This is a genomic window from Hyphomicrobiales bacterium (assembly GCA_016710435.1).
Classification (GTDB): domain Bacteria; phylum Pseudomonadota; class Alphaproteobacteria; order Rhizobiales; family Aestuariivirgaceae; genus Aestuariivirga.
This window is the reverse complement of sequence record JADJVV010000001.1, coordinates 1,411,126-1,431,357: the sequence shown is the minus strand read 5'-3', so window position 1 is coordinate 1,431,357 and position 20,232 is coordinate 1,411,126. Positions and strand designations below refer to the sequence as shown.

At 65.0% G+C, this 20,232-nt stretch carries 15 protein-coding genes; 12 read left to right on the top strand and 3 right to left on the bottom strand.

Features of this window, described 5'->3' with window-relative positions:
* Nucleotides 1-2: 2 nt before the first annotated feature.
* Nucleotides 3-2,264, bottom strand: a complete 2,262-nt coding sequence (locus tag IPM06_06975; GenBank protein MBK8770157.1) for an NADP-dependent malic enzyme — start codon at nt 2,262-2,264, stop codon at nt 3-5.
* Between the two features lie 268 nt (nt 2,265-2,532).
* On the opposite strand from IPM06_06975, the gene mutS reads away from it, so the two are divergent.
* The 5 genes from mutS (at nt 2,533) to IPM06_06950 (ending at nt 11,255) form a co-directional block, all read left to right on the top strand.
* A complete protein-coding gene (gene mutS / locus IPM06_06970; protein ID MBK8770156.1) occupies nt 2,533-5,181 on the top strand; it encodes a DNA mismatch repair protein MutS in 2,649 nt (882 codons plus the stop codon).
* Nucleotides 5,178-7,916, top strand: coding sequence for a [protein-PII] uridylyltransferase (locus IPM06_06965; GenBank protein MBK8770155.1), 2,739 nt, complete (start codon nt 5,178-5,180; stop codon nt 7,914-7,916). Before mutS ends, IPM06_06965 begins: the two co-directional genes overlap by 4 nt.
* Nucleotides 7,917-7,926: 10 nt before the next feature.
* Nucleotides 7,927-9,486: a murein biosynthesis integral membrane protein MurJ gene (gene murJ, locus IPM06_06960; GenBank protein MBK8770154.1), complete on the top strand. Its 1,560-nt coding sequence runs from the start codon at nt 7,927-7,929 to the stop codon at nt 9,484-9,486.
* A gap of 96 nt (nt 9,487-9,582) precedes the next feature.
* Nucleotides 9,583-10,632: a tryptophan--tRNA ligase gene (gene trpS, locus IPM06_06955; GenBank protein MBK8770153.1), complete on the top strand. Its 1,050-nt coding sequence runs from the start codon at nt 9,583-9,585 to the stop codon at nt 10,630-10,632.
* A 68-nt stretch (nt 10,633-10,700) separates the two neighbouring features.
* Nucleotides 10,701-11,255 carry a NifU family protein gene (locus IPM06_06950; protein MBK8770152.1) on the top strand — a complete coding sequence of 185 codons (555 nt, stop codon included), beginning with the start codon at nt 10,701-10,703 and terminating at the stop codon, nt 11,253-11,255.
* A gap of 10 nt (nt 11,256-11,265) precedes the next feature.
* Here IPM06_06950 and IPM06_06945 read toward each other — a convergent pair whose 3' ends face one another.
* Both IPM06_06945 and mutM read right to left on the bottom strand, forming a co-directional pair.
* Nucleotides 11,266-12,039, bottom strand: coding sequence for an enoyl-CoA hydratase (locus IPM06_06945; protein MBK8770151.1), 774 nt, complete (start codon nt 12,037-12,039; stop codon nt 11,266-11,268).
* Nucleotides 12,040-12,044: 5 nt separating this feature from the next.
* The gene (gene mutM / locus IPM06_06940) at nt 12,045-12,926 is read right to left on the bottom strand and encodes a bifunctional DNA-formamidopyrimidine glycosylase/DNA-(apurinic or apyrimidinic site) lyase (GenBank protein ID MBK8770150.1); all 882 of its coding nucleotides are present in this window, start codon (nt 12,924-12,926) and stop codon (nt 12,045-12,047) included.
* A gap of 73 nt (nt 12,927-12,999) precedes the next feature.
* Here mutM and ubiE point away from each other — a divergent pair, with 73 nt between their 5' ends.
* The 7 genes from ubiE (at nt 13,000) to IPM06_06905 (ending at nt 20,201) form a co-directional block, all read left to right on the top strand.
* Nucleotides 13,000-13,767, top strand: coding sequence for a bifunctional demethylmenaquinone methyltransferase/2-methoxy-6-polyprenyl-1,4-benzoquinol methylase UbiE (gene ubiE, locus IPM06_06935; protein ID MBK8770149.1), 768 nt, complete (start codon nt 13,000-13,002; stop codon nt 13,765-13,767).
* The gene (gene ubiB, locus IPM06_06930; GenBank protein ID MBK8770148.1) at nt 13,767-15,308 is read left to right on the top strand and encodes a 2-polyprenylphenol 6-hydroxylase; all 1,542 of its coding nucleotides are present in this window, start codon (nt 13,767-13,769) and stop codon (nt 15,306-15,308) included. Before ubiE ends, ubiB begins: the two co-directional genes overlap by 1 nt.
* A gap of 7 nt (nt 15,309-15,315) precedes the next feature.
* Entirely contained in the window at nt 15,316-16,512 is a 1,197-nt protein-coding gene (coaBC, locus tag IPM06_06925; GenBank protein ID MBK8770147.1) for a bifunctional phosphopantothenoylcysteine decarboxylase/phosphopantothenate--cysteine ligase CoaBC, read from the top strand.
* Nucleotides 16,509-16,946: a dUTP diphosphatase gene (gene dut / locus IPM06_06920; GenBank protein ID MBK8770146.1), complete on the top strand. Its 438-nt coding sequence runs from the start codon at nt 16,509-16,511 to the stop codon at nt 16,944-16,946. The genes coaBC and dut overlap by 4 nt, the downstream gene beginning before the upstream one ends.
* Entirely contained in the window at nt 16,946-17,758 is an 813-nt protein-coding gene (gene moeB / locus IPM06_06915) for a molybdopterin-synthase adenylyltransferase MoeB (protein ID MBK8770145.1), read from the top strand. Before dut ends, moeB begins: the two co-directional genes overlap by 1 nt.
* Nucleotides 17,759-17,843: 85 nt before the next feature.
* Complete coding sequence (locus IPM06_06910) at nt 17,844-18,707, top strand: DMT family transporter (protein ID MBK8770144.1); 864 nt, start codon at nt 17,844-17,846, stop codon at nt 18,705-18,707.
* Nucleotides 18,708-18,794: 87 nt separating this feature from the next.
* Nucleotides 18,795-20,201 carry an adenosylhomocysteinase gene (locus IPM06_06905; GenBank protein MBK8770143.1) on the top strand — a complete coding sequence of 469 codons (1,407 nt, stop codon included), beginning with the start codon at nt 18,795-18,797 and terminating at the stop codon, nt 20,199-20,201.
* Nucleotides 20,202-20,232 lie beyond the last annotated feature (31 nt).

Genomic DNA, 20,232 nt, shown 5'->3' with positions numbered 1-20,232 from the left:
CCTCACCAGTTCAGATCATAGGCCGCAATCGCCGCGAGGTTGACGATGTCGTTGGTGGTGGCTGACATCGAGGCAATCTGCACCGAGCCTGCGATGCCCGTGAGCAGCGGTCCGATCACGGTCACGCCGCCCAGTTGCTGGAGCATCTTGGTCGAGATCGAAGCCGAGTGCGCGGCGGGCATCACCAGGACGTTGGCGGGGCCGGTGAGACGGCAGAAGGGATAGAGCGCCATCGCTTCCCGCGAGAGGGCAACGTCGGCCGCCATGTCGCCGTCGAATTCGAAATCCACGCCGCGCTGGCTGAGAAGCTGCACCGCCTCCTTCACGTAAGCCGCACGCTCGCCCTTGGGATAGCCGAAGGTGGAATAGGAGAGGAAGGCGACGCGGGGCTCATAGCCGAACTTGCGGGCAACGCCCGCCGCCTCCTGGGCGATGTCGGCCAGTTCCATGGCGGTCGGCAATTCATGCACCGATGTATCGGCGATGAAGACGGTACGGCCGCGCACCAGCGCCATGGAGACGCCGATCGGCCGGTGGCCTTCGCGGATGTCGATGGCGCGGCGGATGTTGTCGAGCGCCAGCGAATAGTTGCGGGTGAGGCCCGTCACCATGGCGTCGGCATCGCCCATCGCCACCATGCAGGCCCCGAAGACGTTGCGGTCCTGGTTGGCAAGGCGCTGGCAATCGCGGAACAGCATGCCGTCGCGCTGCAGGCGGGCGTAGAGATAGTTGGCGTAGTCCACGTTGCGGTCGGAGAGGCGGGCGTTCAGGATCTCCACGCTCTCATGCAACTCCACGCCCGAGCCCTTGAGGGTGCTGGCGATCACCTCCTCGCGGCCGATGAGAATCGCCGTGCCGAGGCCCGCCGCGGCATAGGCATTCGCCGCGCGGATCATGCGGTCTTCCTCGCCTTCCGCAAACACCATGCGCTTGGGCTTGCGGCGGACATAGCTGAAGACATTCTGCAAGGTACCTGCAATGGGATCGAGGCGGGCCGACAATTGCGCGGCATAGGCCTCGAGGTCGGCGATGTGATGGCGGGCGACGCCCGATTCCATCGCGGCCCGCGCCACGGCAACCGGCACGCGCGAGATGAGGCGCGGATCAAAGGGCACGGGGATCAGGTATTCGCGCCCGAAGGTGAGGCGCGAACCGTGATAGGCCGCGGCCACTTCGTCGGGCACGTCTTCCTGCGCCAGTTCGGCCAGCGCACGGGCGGCGGCGACCTTCATCTCCTCGTTGATGGTGCGGGCCCGCACATCGAGCGCACCACGGAAGATATAGGGAAAGCCCAGGACGTTGTTGACCTGGTTGGGATAGTCGGATCGGCCCGTCGCCATGATTGCATCGCTGCGCACATGATGGGCGTCTTCGGGCGTGATCTCCGGATCGGGATTGGCCATGGCAAAGATGACCGGGTCCTTGGCCATGCTCTTCACCATTTCGGGCGTGAGCGCGCCTGCAACGGAAAGGCCGAAGAACACGTCGGCACCGTTCATGGCATCGGCGAGGGTGCGCATGGGCGTGTCAACCGCATGGGCCGACTTCCACTGGTTCATGCCCTCGGTGCGGCCCTTGTAGACGACGCCCTTCGAGTCGCAGAGGATGACATTGTGGCCGGGCACGCCCAGCGACTTCACCAGTTCGACGCAGGCGATGGCGGCAGCGCCCGCGCCATTGCAGACGAGGCGGAAATCCTTGAGCGAGCGCCCCGTCAGTTGCAGCGCGTTGATGAGGGCCGCGGTGGCGATGATAGCCGTGCCGTGCTGGTCGTCATGGAAGACGGGAATGTCCATGAGTTCGCGCAGGCGCTGCTCGATGACGAAACAGTCCGGCGCCTTGATGTCCTCGAGGTTGATGCCGCCAAAGGAGGGGCCGAGGTAGCGCACCGCGCCGATGAACTGGTCCACATCCTTGGTGTCGACTTCGAGGTCGATCGAATCCACGTCGGCAAATCGCTTGAAGAGCACCGACTTGCCCTCCATCACCGGCTTCGAGGCGAGCGCGCCCAGGTCGCCCAGCCCGAGGATTGCCGTGCCGTTGGAGATCACCGCCACAAGGTTGCCCTTGGTGGTGTAGTCGTAGGCGGTGGAGGGGTCTTCGGCGATCCGCCGCACGGGCGCGGCGACGCCGGGGCTGTAGGCCAGCGACAGGTCGCGCTGGGTCGCCATGGGCTTGGTGGGGTTGATCTCCAGCTTGCCGGGCTTGCCCCTCTGGTGAAACTGCAGCGCTTCCTCGTCGGAAATGGTGGGCCGGCGGGGCATCTTGCGGGGCGGGGTGCTCATGATGGGCTACTGTTTCCTGGATCTGGTCTTGTCTGGTCTTGGGCCAAGGCGGCCGGTTCCCAAACTAGAGAGCAAGTGGCCCGCGCTCAAGGCCGGAAAAGCCTGCAAAAAGTCGTACGCCGCTTTCCGGCTTCGGCAGTGCAGCAAGCGGGTTCCGTTGCGGGGAAAAGCGCGCTATTCGAGTGCCATGCATGGCCTGACCCAGGATGAGGACAAAAGCGGCGGCGGAGACCGCCCGACGCCCATGATGGCGCAGTACCTGGAGATCAAGAAAGCCCATCCCCACAGCCTGCTCTTCTACCGCATGGGCGATTTCTACGAGATGTTCTTTGCCGATGCGGAAGTGGCATCCTCGGTGCTGGGCATTGCGCTCACTAAGCGCGGCAAGCACCTGGGCGATGACATTCCCATGTGCGGCGTTCCCGTCCATGCCGTCGATCACTATCTGCAGAAGCTCATCCGTCACGGGCACAAGGTGGCGATCTGCGAACAGATGGAAGATCCGGCCGAGGCGCGCAAGCGCGGGGCCAAGTCGGTGGTGCGGCGTGACGTCATCCGCCTCATCACGCCCGGCACCATCACCGAGGACACGCTGCTCGACACCGGCAGCGTCAATCATCTGACCGCGCTTGCGTGGCTGCGTGGCAGTGACGAACTGGCCCTGGCCTGGTGCGACATCTCCACTGGCGATCTCTCGGTCACGGTGAGCGAGCGCACCAGGCTCTCCGCCGACCTCGCCCGCATCGCGCCATCGGAACTCATCATCGCCGACAGCGCGCTCGATGAACCACAGCTTGGGCGCATGGCGCGGGAGTGCGGCGCGGCCCTGTCGCCACTTCCCCTCAGCCGCTTTGACGCAACCGCCGCCGAGCACCGGCTGACCCAGCACTTTGCCGTGGCAAGCCTTGCCGGCTTCGGCTCGTTTTCACGGGCCGAGACGGCGGCGCTTGGCGCGCTTCTCGACTACATCCAGCTCACGCAGGTCTCGCAGATGCCGCACCTGCGGCCACCCCGGCAGGACAATCCGGCGCAAGGGCTGCTCATCGATGCGGCCACCCGCGCCAACCTCGAACTCACCCGCACGCTTTCCGGCGAACGGCAGGGAAGCCTGCTCGCCACCATCGATCGCACCGTGACCGCCAGCGGGCGGCGCAGGCTCGCGGGACTCCTCGCCCAACCCCTTGCGGACCCTGCGGCCATCGCGGCACGCCTTGATGGCGTCGCGGCCTTCGCTGCGGCGGATGCCATGCGGGCGGCACTGCGCGATACACTGGCGGCAATGCCGGACCTGGAACGGGCCCTGGCGCGACTCTCGGCCAACCGCGGCGGTCCCCGCGACCTCGCCATGATCCGTGACGGACTGCTGGCCGCACAGCGCATCGTGGAACGGCTGTCGGGTCATGGCGATCTTCCGGCGGCACTCACCGATTGCATGACGGTCATCGCGGCTGCACCGCGCGACATGGCGGAGAGGCTCGGCGCGGCGCTGGCGGCGGAACTGCCCCATCTCGCCCGCGACGGCGGCTTCATCGCGGCTGGCTACCTTGCCGACCTCGACACGCAGCGGGCGCTCCGCGACGACACGCGCCAGGTGATCGCGGCCCTTCAGGCGCGCTATGCCGAGATGACCGGGGTGCGCACGCTCCGCATCAAACACAACAACATCCTCGGCTACTTCATCGAGGTGAATGCCCAGCAGGCCGAGGCGATGCAGTCGCCGGAGCTGCCCACCAAATTCCAGCACCGGCAGAGCATGGCGGGCGCCATGCGCTTTTCGACGCCGGAACTCATGGACCTGGAGCAGAAGATCGCGGGCGCCTCCGAGCGGGCCCTGGCCATCGAGCTCTCCCTCTTCCACGATTTCGTCTCCGCCGTCATGGCCGCCAAGGATGCGGTTTCCGCCTGTGCCGCAGCGCTTTCCAGCCTTGATTGCCTGTCGGCGCTGGCGGAACTGGCGGTGCGCGAGAATTACGTGCGGCCCACCGTCGATACCTCCGCCGCCTTCGATGTACGCGGTGGCCGCCATCCCGTCGTGGAAGCGGCGCTGGCGAAGGCGGGCGATACGCGCTTCACGCCCAATGACTGCGCGCTGGGTGGCGAGGCGGAACGCGTGTGGTTGCTCACCGGTCCCAACATGGCGGGCAAATCCACCTTCCTCCGCCAGAATGCGCTCATCGCCATCCTGGCGCAGATGGGAAGTTTCGTGCCGGCGCAATCCGCCCACATCGGCGTCGTGGACCGCCTGTTCAGTCGCGTCGGTGCGGCCGATGACCTGGCGCGCGGACGTTCCACCTTCATGGTGGAGATGGTTGAGACGGCGGCAATCCTCAACCAGGCGACGCCGCGCTCGCTCGTCATCCTCGACGAGATCGGCCGGGGTACGGCAACCTTCGACGGCCTCTCGATCGCCTGGGCGGCCCTCGAATACCTGCATGAGGTGAACCGCTGCCGGGCGCTCTTCGCCACCCACTATCACGAACTCAACGTCCTCACCGGTACGCTCGCCAGCCTCACGGCGCGCACCATGGCGGTGAAGGAATGGAAGGGCGACATCATCTTCCTGCATGATGTGGTGAAGGGGGCAGCCGACCGTTCCTACGGCATCCAGGCGGCACGGCTTGCCGGCCTGCCGTCCGCCGTGATCACGCGGGCCTTCGAGGTGCTGAAGCATCTCGAACAGCAGCGGGACGAGAAGCCCGCCGGGCATTTTGCCGACGACCTGCCGCTGTTCTCGCTCGCCCGTGCCGCCACGGCGCAGCCACAACCCGACTCCGGCCCAGACCTGTTGCGTGAGAAACTGGCAGGACTGGATCCCGACCAGCTTACGGCACGGGAGGCGCTCACTCTGCTCTATGAATTGAAAACGCTTTCGGGCAAGGACGGCGCGTCATCATGACCACGCCGCTCGCGCCCGACCAGTTTCCATCGGCCCTCACGGCCCTGCTTGAACCGCCGGGGCAGACGCCGTTGGCCTTGCGTACCGCCGCCTCGAAACTCGTCCGCGATTGCCTCACCACCTTGCGCAGCAATGCCGAAGCGCAATTGATGAGGCACGGCCACGGCACCGCCTGCGCCATGATGCTCTCGGACGGCGAAGACGCCATTATCCGAGCGCTGTCCGATTTTGCCCGCAATGACGTGTTCAAATCAGGAGAACTGCCGCTCGCCATCGTCGCCGTCGGCGGCTACGGGCGCGGCACGCTGGCACCGGGATCGGACATCGATCTCCTCTTCCTCACGCCCTCGATCGAGGAGCGGCGCGTGGGCGAGGTGGTGGAGTTCCTGCTCTATGCCCTCTGGGATGCGCGCCAGAAGGTTGGTCACGCCACCCGCACCGTGGCGGACTGCGTGCGCCTCGCCAAGACCGACAACACCATCATGACAGCCGTGCTGGAGGCGCGCTTCATCTGCGGTGACGCCGCGCTCTTTGCCGAACTGCAATCGCAATACCGCAGCGGCATCCTGCAGAAGGAAGCGCGCCGCTTCGTCACCGACAAGCTGGCCGAGCGCGACAACCGCCATGCCAAGTCCGGCGAGAGCCGCTACGCGGTGGAGCCCGACCTCAAGGACGGCAAGGGGGGCTTGCGCGACCTTCACACCCTGTTCTGGATCGCCAAGTTCCTCTTCGATGCCAACTCGCCCGCCGAGCTGGCCGAGAAGGGTGCCTTCTCCCGGGATGACCTGCGCCGCTTCCAGAAAGCGGAAGATTTTCTCTGGGCGGTGCGCTGCCACCTGCACTTCATCGCCAAGCGTGGCGAGGACAAGATTTCCTTCGACCGCCAGGGCGAACTTGCCGAACGCCTGGGCTACAAGGCCCATGGCGGCCTGAAGCATGTCGAGCGCTTCATGAAGCACTACTTCCTGGTGGCCAAGGAGGTGGGCGACCTCACGCGCATCTTCTGCGCCAGCCTGGAGGCCCGGCACCTGAAGGAACCGCGCTCCTTCCGCCGCATCATCGGGCGGCTGCTGCCGCGGGGCCGGACGAAGGCCATGGGCCGTTCGTTCCGCATCGACGGGGCGCGGCTGACAACAACCGGCGAGGACGTGTTCGCCAAAGACCCGGTCAACCTGCTCCGCATCTTCAAGGCATCGGCCAGCGAGGGCCTCGAAATCCATCCCGACGCCCTGAAGCAGGTGCGGAGTTCGCTGCGCCTGATCGACGAGGCGTTGCGCGGCAATGCCGAGGCCAACGCCGTCTTCCTCGACATCCTCACCACGTCGGACGATCCGGAATCGATCCTGCGGCTGATGAACGAGGCGGGCGTGCTGGGCCGCTTCATCCCCGACTTCGGCAAGGTCGTGGCGATGATGCAGTTCAACATGTACCATCACTACACGGTGGACGAACACCTGATCCGCACCGTGGGCGTGCTGCGGCGGATCGAGACGGGCACCTTGTCGGGCGACCATCCGCTTTCGGTGCGGCTCTTCCCCACGCTCACTTCGCGGCGCGCGCTTTACGTGGCGGCGCTGCTGCACGACGTCGCCAAGGGCAGGCCCGAGGACCATTCGGTGGCGGGCGAGAGGATCGCGCTTTCCGTGTGCCCGCGGCTCGGCCTCGATGCGGCCGATACCGAGACGGTGGCCTGGCTCATCCGCCATCACCTGCTGATGAGCGAAACCGCGCAGATGCGCGACCTGAACGACTTCAAGACCATCCTCGATTTCACCTCCGTGGTGCAAAGCCCGGAGCGGCTGAAGCTGCTGCTCATCCTCACGGTGGCCGACATCCGCGCCGTGGGGCCGGGCGTGTGGAACGGATGGAAGGGGCAGTTGCTGCGCACGCTCTATTCCGAAACCGAACCGGTGCTGACGGGCGGCCACGCCGCTACCTCGCGCAAGGAGCGCGTCACCGCCGCGCAGAACGAATTCCTCGCGCAGCACCCGGCGTGGACAGAGGAGCAGCGCAAGCGCGAGGCGGCGCGGCACTATGATGCCTACTGGCTCAACGTGCCGCTCGAGCAGCAGATGCGCCACCAGGCCCTCATCGCCCGCGCTCCCGACCGCGATGTCATCACCCAGACGCGGAGCGATGTCTTCACGGCGGTGACCGAGATCACCGTCTATGCGCCCGATCATCCGCGCCTGCTCGCACTCATCACCGGGGCCTGTGCGGCCGCCAATGCCAACATCATCGGGGCGCAGATCTTCACCACAGCGGACGGCATGGCGCTCGATACGATCCTGCTGCGGCGCGAATTCAAGATGGACGAGGATGAAAACCGCCGGGCCGCGCGCGTCGCCGACACCATTGCCCGCACGCTGCGTGGCCAGCTGCGCCTCAAGGATGCGCTCCGCAACGTGCCGGACCTGACGGAGCGGGTGAAGGCCTTCTCGGTTGCGCCCCGCGTCATCATCGACAACACCTCGTCGAACCGGCAGACCGTGGTGGAGATCAACGGGCTCGACCGCGTCGGCCTGCTCCATGCCCTCACAGAGGCGCTGTTCCACCTCAATCTCAACATCGCCTCGGCGCACATCACCACTTTCGGCGAGAAGGCCATCGACGTGTTCTATGTGACCGACCTCACCGGTGCCAAGATCGAGAATCCGACCCGCCATGCCCAGATCGAAAAACGCCTGATGCAAGTGCTCGCCCCCGAGGCCGAGACGCTCAGGACGGGGACATGAGGAGCCTGCCATGTCGCTTCTGAAATCAGCGGGCCGTGTCGGGGCCCTCACGCTTGCCTCGCGCTTCCTCGGCTTCTTCCGCGACCAGCTCATCGCCTTCACCTTCGGCACGGGGTGGGTGGCGGATGCCTTCGTGGTGGCGCAGCGCCTTCCCAACCTGTTCCGCGCGCTGTTTGCCGAAGGCGCCTTCAACAACGCCTTCGTGCCGCTGTTCACCCGCAAGCACGAAGGCGAGGGCGATGCCAAGGCCTTCCAGTTCTCGCAGGATGCGCTGTCGGTCATGGCCTTCTGGATGCTGATCTTCTGCGGTGCGGCCATGGCGTTCATGCCGTGGATCTTCCCGCTCTTCGCGCAGGGCTTCTCGGATGAACCCCAGACGCGCGATCTCGGCATCGAGCTGACACGGATCTGTTTTCCCTATCTCGGCTTCATGTCGCTGGCGGCGCTGCTGGGCGGCGTGCTCAACAGCCTGGGGCGCTACACGGCGGCGGCGGCGGCTCCCATCCTCCTCAACATCTGCATGATCACCTTCAACCTCGCGGGCTGGTGGATGGGTCTTGGCAACTCGCCGGACAGCGGACGTTTGCAAGCCTGGGCCGTCACGGTTGCAGGTGTTGCACAATTGGCGCTGCTGATGATTGCGGCGGCGCGCGCTGGCGCGCCGGTGTGGCCGCGCCTGCCGCGCCTCACGCCCGACGTGAAGGTTCTCCTGATGAAATCCGTGCCCGGCATCATTTCGGGCGGGGTCACGCAGATCAACCTCGCTGTGGCCACGGCGCTCGCCACCTCTTTCGCGGGCGGGGCCTCCTCTCTTTATTATGCCGACCGCCTGTTCCAGCTGCCGCTCGGCGTCATTGGCGTGGCAATCGGTGTCGTGCTGCTGCCCACGCTGTCGCGCAAGCTGCGGGCGGGTGATACGGCGGGCGCGCTTGAGGTGAAGAACCGCGCGCTGGAGGCAGCCCTCTTCCTCACGCTGCCAGCGGCGATCGCCCTCATCATCATCGGCCGTCCCATCCTGCATGTGGTCTACGAGCATGGCGCCTTCACGCGCGACGCAACACTCGCGGTGATGCCTGCCCTTGCGGCCTTCGCCGTGGGTCTTCCCGCCTTCACGCTCACCAAGGTGTTCCAGCCCGCCTTCTATGCCCGCGAGGATACCAGGACGCCCATGTATTTCGCCATGGCGACGGTGGCCGTGAACATTGCGCTGAGCATCCTGTTGTCGCGCTACCTGCAGCATGTGGGCATCGCGCTTGCCTCCAGCATCGCGGCGTGGCTCAATGCCCTGGCGCTGATCTTCACCGCCGTGCGCCGCGGCTATTATTCCGCCGATCAGCGCTTCCGCAGCCGCCTGCCGCGCATCCTGCTGTCGGCGGCCATCATGGGCGCGGTGCTGTGGGGCCTCCTCACCTTTCTCCTCGCCAGCAACTATGCGGACCGCGCCGGCTTCATTGCAGCGCTGTGGGGCCTTCTCGTGCTGCTGCTGGCGGGCGTTGCCTCCTATTTCGGCGTGGCCCAGGTGACGGGCGCCTTCCGCCTTTCTGAGTTGCGCAAGCCGCCGAGCAAATAGCACTTTGCAGCACCGGGTCCTGCCGCTATCAGGCGCTCGCGAACGGTTGCGCTGTCCAAGGTGCAACTCCACCAGCCTCCATCAAGGGTCCACACCATGAGCCAGTTCCGCCCCCGCGTCCTGTCGGGCATGCAGCCCACCGGCAACCTGCACCTCGGCAATTACCTCGGCGCCATGCTGAACTGGATCAAGATGCAGGAGACGCACGAGACGCTCTATTGCGTCGTCGACCTCCATGCGATCACCCAAGGTGTTTCCGTCTGGGGCGGACCGCAGGTTCTGCACAAGGCGATCCTCGACGTGACGGCGGCCTACATCGCCTGCGGCCTCGATCCCAGGAAGTCGATCCTCTTCAACCAGTCGCAGGTGGCCGAACACGCCGAACTGGCCTGGGTGCTCAATTGCGTGGCCCGCCTCGGCTGGCTCGACCGCATGACGCAGTTCAAGGAGAAGGCGGGCAAGGACAAGGAACGCGCCTCCGTCGGTCTCTATGACTATCCCGTGCTGATGGCCGCCGACATCCTCATCTACAAGGCGACGCACGTGCCGGTGGGCGAGGACCAGAAGCAGCACCTGGAACTGACGCGCGATATCGCCCAGAAGTTCAACCTCGATTTTGCCGAGTCCATTGCGGCGAACGGTTTTGGCGAGGCCTTCTTCCCGATCACCGACCCCGTCATCCAGGGACCGGCGACGCGCGTCATGAGCCTGCGCGACGGCACCAAGAAGATGTCGAAGTCCGATCCCTCCGACCTGTCGCGCATCAACCTCACGGATTCCGCCGACGACATCGCCAGGAAGATCCGCAAGGCCAAGACCGACGCCGATGGCCTGCCCAGCGAGGCCAAGGGCCTCGAAGGCCGGCCCGAGGCGGAAAACCTCGTCGGCATCTATGCCGCGCTTGTCGGACACAGCGTCGACCAGGTGCTGGCGGACTTCGGCGGCGGCCAGTTCTCGGGCTTCAAGAACGCGCTGGCCGATATGGCGGTGGTCAAGCTCGCTCCCATCGCGGGCGAAATGAACCGGTTGCGCGCCGATCCCGGTTACGTGGAGGCGGTGCTCAAGGATGGTGCGGCGCGTGCCCGGGCCATTGCACAACCTGTGATGCGTGACGTGCGCAAGATCATGGGATTTGTTGTTTCCTGACCTGCACAATCGGGATTTTTGTTTAAAACCGTTCCAGTCTGGCCTATATCGGCGCCAGAGGATTTCACATGTTCATTCAGACCGAAGCCACGCCCAATCCCGCCACCTTGAAGTTCATTCCCGGAAAGCCGGTCCTGCCGGGTTCGACCCGTGACTACCGCTCACCCGGCGAAGCGGGCGAATCGCCGCTGGCCAGCAAGCTGTTCGGCATCAAGGGCGTGTCGGGCGTGTTCCTCGGCCATGACTTCGTGACCGTCTCGCGCAAGGACGCGGAATGGCAGCAACTGAAGCCCGCCGTGCTCGGCGCCATCATGGATCACTATCTCTCCGGCGCGCCAGTGCTGGCCGGTGCCGCCACCGCCGCAGCGGACGAGGAATTCTTCGACGAGTCCGCCGGCGACACCGTGAAGACCATCAAGGACCTGCTCGACAGCCGTGTGCGCCCCGCCGTGGCGCAGGATGGTGGCGACATCACCTTCAAGGGTTTCAAGGATGGCGTTGTCTATCTCAACATGAAGGGTTCATGTGCCGGCTGCCCGTCGTCCACGGCCACGCTCAAGCACGGCATCGAGAACCTGCTCCGCCACTTCGTGCCGACGGTGCAGGAAGTCCGCCAGATCTGACCCGATCCGGTCAGCGGTTCCGGAACACCGGCTTCCGCTTTTCCACAAAGGCCGCCATGCCTTCCTTCTGGTCCTCCAGCGCGAAGAGCGCGAGGATGGACTTGCGTTCAAAGGCCAGGCCTTCGCCCAGCGGCATGGTGAAGGCCGCATTCACCGCACGCTTGGCGGAGGCGATCACGGGCTGCGACAGGGATGCGATTTTCTCCGCGGCGGCCAGCGCTTCTTCCATCAGTTTGTCCGCCGGAACCACGCGGGCCACGAGACCGGCGCGTTCGGCTTCGGCGGCATCAATCATCCGTCCGGTGAGGATCATCTCCATGGCCTTGGCCTTGCCCACGGCCCGGGCGAGGCGCTGCGTGCCGCCACCGCCGGGGATGATGCCCAGCGTCACTTCCGGCAGGGCGAAGCGGGCATTCTCCGCCGCGATGATGAAATCCGCCACCAGCGCAAATTCGCAGCCACCACCCAGCGCATAACCCGCAACGGCGGCGATGATGGGCTTGCGGATGGCGGTGATGTGATCCCAGTCGCAGAGGAAATCCTCTTCCGTCACCTCGGCGAAGGTCTTGTCCTTCATCTCCGTGATGTCGGCACCGGCGGCGAAGGCCTTCTCGCTGCCCGTGAGCAGGATGCAGCCCACATTCGAATCGGCATCGAAACGGTCCAGCGCCGCATTCATTTCGCCAATGAGCCGGCTGTTCAGTGCGTTGAGGGCCTTGGGCCGGTTCAGCGTGATGATGCCGGTCTTGCCCTTCACCTCAGTGATGATCGTTTCTTCGCTCATGATACTTACCGCTGGCAGGTTGGACAGAAGAAGGTGGAACGGCCGGATTGCACGATGCGCTTGATCGTCGCCGTGCAGCCCGGCGTATGGCACGGCTCGCCCTCCCGGTCATAGACCAAAAAGCGCTCCTGAAAGTCTCCCTTGCTGCCGTCGGCGGCACGATAATCCTGCAAGGTCGAACCTCCCGCCGCAATGGCCTCGTTCAGCACATCGCGGATGTGGCGCACAAGGTCGTCGGCGCGCGGATCGGACTTGCGGGCGATGGTTCCGGCCTTGCGGCGGGGATTGAGCCGCGCACGATACAAGGCCTCGCAGACATAGATGTTGCCAAGGCCTGCAATGATGCGCTGGTCGAGCAGGGCCGCCTTCAGCGGGGCGGTCTTCCTGGCGAAGGCCTCGCGCAGATAATCGCCATTCAACGCATTGCCGAGCGGCTCGACGCCGATCTCCGCCAGCAGCGGGTGGGCCTCGCCGGGGCGCTCCAGGTCCATAAACCCAAAGCGGCGATGATCGGAGTAGACGATGCGCGTGCCGTCATCGAGATCAAAGACCACGTGGTCATGCGGTCCATCCGCCGTGCCTGCAGCGGTGGTGTCATCGTAGAATTCGCCGGGCGTGGCGACCCGGCCGTTGGAACGGAAGATGGTGAAGCGCCCGGTCATGCCGAGATGCAGGATCAGGCGGTCGCCCCGGTCGGTGCCGGCGAGAATGTATTTGGCACGGCGCTCCAGGCGCTCCACCCGTGCCCCCTCAAGGCGCGCCTTGAAATCCGGAGGGAAGGGAAAGCGCAGGTCCTTCCGGCGCAGGTTCACCCGGGTGATCACCCGTCCCACAAGCGCCGGTTCCAATCCCCGCCGCACGGTCTCGACTTCCGGCAATTCTGGCATGGAATTAGCCATATCGGGGCCTGCGGCCCGGTTGCAATAGAAGTTTCACCCCGTTTCGCCTATGTAAGCGCCCATGACTGATCCTCTTGGCCGCAATGAAACCGCCTTTGGCTTCCGCACCGTGGAAAAGGGCGAAAAACAAGGACTTGTGAACGACGTCTTCGCCAAGTCGGCGGCCCGCTATGACCAGATGAACGACCTCATGTCGGCGGGCATCCACCGGCTGTGGAAGGACGACTTCGTGGCCATGGTGAATCCGCCGAAAGGGGCCACCCCCTTCCACGGCCTCGACGTGGCGGGCGGCACGGGCGACATCGCCTTCCGCATCGTCACGGCGGGCGGGCCCAACACCCGCGTCACGATCGCCGACATCTCACCTGAAATGGTGACAGAAGGACAGCGCCGCGCCGAACGCGAGGGCTTCGCCGGCAAGGTCAGCTTCACCGTCGGCAATGCCGAACAACTTGCCTTTCCAGACCGCAGCTTCGATTGCTACACGATCGCCTTCGGCATCCGCAACGTGCCCTCGATCGAGAAGGCCCTGCGCGAGGCCTACCGCGTGCTCAAGCCCGGTGGCCGCTTCCTCTGCCTCGAATTTTCGCACCTGGACATGGAACTGGCGCAGAAGGTCTATGATGCCTACTCCTTCACCGTCATTCCCGCCGTGGGCAAGGTGGTGATGGGCGATGGGCAGCCGTACCGCTATCTGGTGGAGTCGATCCGCACCTTCCCGAAACAGCAGGAATTCGCCGGCATGATCACGGCGGCGGGATTCTCGCGCGTCACCTGGCGCAACCTCACGGGTGGCATTGCGGCGATCCATTCGGGCTGGCGCATCTGATGGCGACAGCGCTCACCAATTCCGTCCGCCTCATGCGGGCCGGCTTCACGCTGGCGCGCCATGGTGCGCTGCTGCCGCCGGAACAGACGGCGCAACTGCCGTGGGCGGCACGCAAGGCGCTGGGCATTGCCCAGATCGGGATGCGTGATTCCCCCGGTCAGGCGAACCGCCTTTCGGCGGCGCTCTCGGCGCTCGGTCCCAGCTACATCAAGCTCGGCCAGTTCCTCGCCACCCGGCCCGACATCATCGGCGCCAAGCGGGCCTTCGAACTGAAGGTGCTGCAGGACAAGCTGCCGCCCTTCAGCATGGCGGAAGCGCGCGCCTCGTTCCTCGCCGAACTGGGCAAGCCCGTCGAACATTTCTTTGTCTCCTTCAGTGATCCCGTGGCGGCGGCTTCCATCGCGCAGGTCCACAAGGCGGTGACGCATGACGGACGCACTGTCGCCGTGAAGATTTTGCGGCCCGGTGTCGAAAAACGTTTCGCTGCCGATATTGACAGCTTTGGATTCGCGGCCCGCCTGATGGAGGGCACGTCGGCGCAAGGGCGGCGGCTTCGCCCTGTCGCCGCAGTGAGCATGCTGGAACAGTCCATGAAGCTGGAACTGGACCTCCGCATGGAAGCAGCCGCCATTGCCGAAATGGCGGAAGCAACCGGCGAGGACCCACGTTTCCGGCTCCCCACGGTCGATTGGGCAACGACGTCGAAGCGCATCCTCACAACGGAATGGATCGACGGCATTTCGCTCGCCGACGTCGAGGCGATCCGTGCCCAGGGCGTGGACCTCATCGCGCTCGGTGATACGGTCATCCAGAGTTTCCTCCGTCATGCCATCCGCGACGGTTTCTTCCACGCCGACATGCACCAGGGCAACCTGATGGTGGACCGCGCGGGCAATCTCGTCGCACTCGATTTCGGCATCATGGGTCGGCTTGCGCCCAAGGACCGGCTGTTCCTTGCTGAAATCCTGCACGGCTTCATCACCCGCAACTATCTCCGCGTGGCGCAGGTGCATTTCGATGCGGGATATGTGCCGGCGCACCAGGACGTCAACAATTTCGCCCAGGCGCTGCGCGCCATCGGCGAGCCCATTCTCGGTCTTCCCGCCGACCAGATTTCCATGGCGCGGCTGCTCACCCAGTTGTTCGAGGTGACGGAGCAATTCGACATGCAGACGCAGCCGCAATTGCTGCTGCTGCAGAAGACCATGGTCGTCGTCGAAGGCGTGGCGCGCACGCTCAACCCCAATCTCAACATGTGGAAGACGGCCGAACCCGTGGTGCGGGCCTGGATCGAGCGCACGCTTGGTCCCATCGGCAAACTGGAAGAGGCGGGCGAAAGCATCAAGGGCCTGGCGCGGCTGGCGTTGCAACTGCCGGAATTGCTGGAACAGAGCCACAGGGCGATGCAGGTGATGGCGGCAGCGCAGGCGGTGGACGAGGCGCGCAAGCCTGATACACTCGCCGGCATGGCGCCATGGCAACTTGCCGCCATCGTCTTCGGCAGTATCGTGCTGGGCACGATGCTGGTGCAACTGCTGTGAGGAGACCATGACGAAATCAGTCCTTCTCATCATCGGCGGCGGCATTGCCGCCTACAAGTCGCTGGAACTCATTCGCCTGCTCAGGAAGAAGGCGATCGGCGTCACCGCCATCATGACGAAATCCGCGGGCGAGTTCGTGACGCCGCTGTCGGTTGCCAGCCTTTCCGGCAACAAGGTCTATGGCGACCTGTTCTCGCTCACCGACGAGGTGGAGATGGGACACATCGAACTGTCGCGCGCGGCAGACCTCGTGGTCGTCGCACCCGCCACGGCAGACCTTCTCGCCAAGATGGCAACGGGGCTTGCCAATGACCTTGCCTCCACCGCGCTTCTCGCCACCGACAAGCCGGTGCTGGCCGCGCCCGCCATGAACGTGAGGATGTGGCACCATGCGGCGACGCAGCGGAACATCCGTACACTGATGAATGACGGCGTGCATGTGGTTGGCCCCGCGTCCGGCGAAATGGCCTGCGGCGAGTTTGGCCTGGGCCGGATGGCGGAGCCGGACGAGATCACTGCCGAAATCGAACGCCTGCTGGCGCCGCCGCAGGCAAAGCCGCTCGCCGGCAAGCATGTGCTCATCACCGCAGGCCCGACCCGCGAGCCCATCGATCCGGTGCGCTACATCTCCAATCATTCCTCCGGCAAGCAGGGCTATGCCATTGCCGCCGCCGCCGTGCGGTTGGGCGCGCAGGTCTCGCTCATCAGCGGGCCGGTGTCGCTACCCATTCCGCCGGGGGCGGGCATGACGCCCGTCATGACGGCGCAGGAGATGCTGAAGGCGGTCGAGAAATCACTGCCCGCCGACATCGCCATCTTCACCGCCGCCGTCGCCGACTGGCGCGTGGATCATGTGGCGGAGGAGAAACTGAAGAAGCGCGAGGATGGCACGCCGCCCGCGCTGCACTTCGCGGAAAACCCGGACATCCTCAAAACCATCGCCACGCTGAAAAAGGGCCGTCCCCGTCTTGTGGTCGGATTCGCCGCCGAAACGGAATCGGTCGTCGATCACGCCAAGGCGAAACTCGCCCGCAAAGGCTGCGACCTCATCGTCGCCAACGACGTGAGTGCTGCAAACAATGTGTTCGGCGGCGACGCCAACACCGTTCATCTCGTCTCGAAGGACGGCGTCGAGGATTGGCCGAAGCTCTCCAAGGACGCCGTGGCGGACCGCCTGATGCAGGCGCTGGCGGCACGGCTGTGAAACTGTCCATCCTGCGCCTGCCCCACGGCGCCGACCTGCCGCTGCCCTCCTATGCAACTGCAGGCTCCGCCGGGCTGGACTTGCGGGCCGCAGCAGCCCTCACGCTCAAGCCCCACCAGCGCGCGCTCGTGCCCACCGGCCTTGCCATCGCGCTGCCGGATGGGTTCGAGGCCCAGGTGCGTCCGCGCTCGGGCCTCGCCGTGAAGCATGGCGTCACCGTTCTCAATGCACCCGGCACCATCGATGCCGACTATCGCGGCGAAATCCAGGTGCCGCTGATCAACCATGGCGACGCCGACTTTGTCATCGCGCGCGGCGACCGCATTGCCCAGATGGTGATTGCGGCCGTCACGCAGGTTGACCTTGTGGAAGTGGCGGCGCTTGATGACACGGTGCGGGGCGGCAACGGGTTTGGCTCCAGCGGGAGGTCGTGATGGCGCTCTCAGACGACGAGATCGAACGCTACGCCCGGCATATCGTGCTGCCCGAGGTGGGCGGGCCGGGCCAGAACAAGCTCAAGGCCTCTTCGGTGCTGGTGATCGGCGCGGGCGGACTTGGCGCGCCGCTGCTGCTCTATCTGGCCGCCGCCGGAATTGGCCGCATCGGCATTGTCGATCATGACACCGTGTCGCTGTCCAACCTGCAACGGCAGGTGATCCACACAACCGATCGCATCGGCCTGGCGAAAACAGAGAGTGCGGCCCGGCAGATCGCCGCCATCAATCCGCATGTGGTGGTGGAGCAGCATGCGACGCGCCTCACGCCGGACAATGCGCTCGCCCTCATGGCCGGCTATGACATCATCGCCGATGGTTGCGACAACTTCCCGACGCGCTTCATGGCGAGTGATGCGGCGTTCTTTGCCAGGAAGACGCTTGTCTCCGCCGCCGTGGGGCAGTTCGACGGGCAGATCACCACCCTCAAGCCGCATCTCAATTCCCCCGATGGCACGCCCTATCCCACCTACCGCTGCTTCGTGGGCGAATTGCCGCCGCGCGGGTCCTTCCCGGCCTGCGAGGTGGCGGGTGTGCTGGGCGCACTCCCCGGCATTCTCGGTTCGCTGCAGGCGATGGAAGTGATCAAGGAACTTCTGGAGATCGGCGAAGGCCTCGCAGGCCGCATCCTCATGTACGACGCGCTGTGGGCGCGCTTCTTCGAAACGAAACTCGCGTGGAACCCCGACAATCCCTTGAACGGCCGCAACCCCACGGTCACATCACTTGATCCCGCACACTACCGGGATTGAATTGGCACCAGCGTTTGAATGGCCTTGTGCCCTGTCCGGTCCGTCACGGGCATGACAGAGGTGAGCCTTGCGAAAGGGCGCATCCATGCAGGCGCGGAGAGAAGGCTGGCTGAGCGGACTTGCGGGCGTCGTCATCTTCAGCGCCTCGCTGCCGGCCACGCGCGTGGCCGTCGCTGATCTTTCGCCGCTCTTTCTCACCTCGGCGCGCGCCGTTCTGGCGGCAGGGCTTGCTGCGGCATTGCTGTTGATCTTGCGTCAGACCTGGCCGCGCCGCGAAGAGCTGCTGCCGCTGGCGATCGTGGCCTTGGGCGGTGTCGTGGGTTTTCCCCTGCTCACGGCGATGGCGTTGCAGCACATCACCGCTGCGCATTCGATTGTCTTCATCGGACTTCTTCCGCTTGCCACGGCCGCCTTCGGCGTGGTGCGGGGCGGTGAACGGCCGAAGCCGCTGTTCTGGTTGTTCTCATGCTTCGGCAGTGCCGCCGTTGTCGCCTTTGCTTTGGGGAGGGGCGCGGAGTTTTCGCTGGCGGGCGATCTCCTCATGCTCGCGGCGATCCTGGTCTGCGGGCTGGGTTATGCGGAGGGCGCACGGCTTTCCGGCCATCTCGGGGGATGGCAGGTCATCTCCTGGGCGCTGCTCCTTTCCCTGCCTGTCATGGCGGCCGTTGCGCTCGCAACGCTGCCTGCCGATTTCACCGCAGTCCGCGCGCCAGCCTGGCTGGGCCTCGCTTACGTGTCGGTGTTCAGCATGCTGGTGGGGTTCATCTTCTGGTACCACGGATTGGCCAGGGGCGGCACGGCTTCGGTGGGTCAGCTTCAGTTGCTGCAGCCCTTCTTCGGCTTCCTTCTCGCGGCCTTCCTGCTGGGCGAAACAGTCACGCCCATGATGTTCGTGACCACCCTCGCCGTGATCGCCTGTGTCTTCCTGGCGCGCCGCTTCGCCCGGTGAGACAGCCATATAAAGATATCTTTATATAGCCCTTGCCGCCTGTCGCCGGGGTTGCTAGAACGCCGCCCACTTTCAGGAAGGATTTCGATCATGAGCAAGCACGACTATGTTGTCGCCGACATCAAGCTGGCGGACTGGGGCCGCAAGGAAATCGAGATGGCCGAGGTCGAGATGCCGGGCCTCATGACGACCCGCGCCGAATACGCCAAGGAGCAGCCGCTCAAGGGCGCGCGCATCTCGGGCTCGCTGCACATGACGATCCAGACCGCCGTGCTCATCGAGACGCTGAAGGCGCTGGGGGCCGACGTGCGCTGGGCCTCGTGCAACATCTTCTCGACGCAGGACCATGCGGCGGCGGCGATTGCCGCGGGCGGCACGCCGGTCTTCGCCATCAAGGGCGAGACGCTGGCCGACTACTGGGAATACACCGCCAAGATCTTCGACTGGGCCGATGGCCAGCCCTCCAACATGATCCTCGACGATGGCGGCGACGCCACGCTCTACATCCTGCTGGGCGAGAAGGCCGAGAAGAACCCCAGCCTCATCGCGCACCCGAAATCCGAGGAAGAGGAATGCCTCTTCGCCGCCATCAAGGAGCGCATCAAGAACCAGCCGGGCTGGTTTGAAAAGCAGCGCAAGGCCATCATCGGCGTGTCGGAGGAAACGACCACGGGTGTGCACCGCCTCTACGAAATGCAGAAGAAGGGCGAGCTGCCCTTCCCGGCGATCAACGTCAACGACAGCGTGACCAAGTCGAAGTTCGACAACAAGTACGGCTGCAAGGAATCGCTCGTCGATGCCATCCGCCGCGGCACGGACGTGATGATGGCCGGCAAGATCGCCGTGGTTTGCGGCTATGGCGACGTGGGCAAGGGTTCGGCGGCATCGCTGCGGGGTGCGGGTGCCCGCGTCATCGTCACGGAAGTCGATCCCATCTGCGCGCTGCAGGCCTCGATGGATGGCTTTGCCGTGCAGACGCTGGAGGATACGCTCGGCACCGCCGACATCTATGTCACCGCCACCGGCAACAAGGATGTCATCACCATCGATGACATGAAGAAGATGAAGGACATGGCCATCGTCTGCAACATCGGCCACTTCGACAACGAGATCCAGGTGGCGGAACTGAAGAACTTCCCGTGGGTGAACATCAAGCCGCAGGTGGACCTCGTGAAGTTCCCCAAGGGCAACCGCATCGTGCTGCTGTCGGAGGGGCGTCTCGTCAACCTCGGCAATGCCACCGGCCACCCGAGCTTCGTCATGTCGGCGTCCTTCACCAACCAGACGCTGGCGCAGATGGAACTCTACACCAACCGCGCCACCGGCAAGTACAAGAACGAAGTCTACGTGCTGCCGAAGCAGCTGGACGAGAAGGTGGCCCGCCTCCATCTCGGCAAGCTCGGCGTCAAGCTCACCGAACTCAAGCCCGAACAGGCCGCCTATATCGGTGTGACGCCGGAAGGCCCGTTCAAGGGCGAACAGTACCGCTACTGATCCGAAATCCCCAAAGGGCGGCAGAAATGCC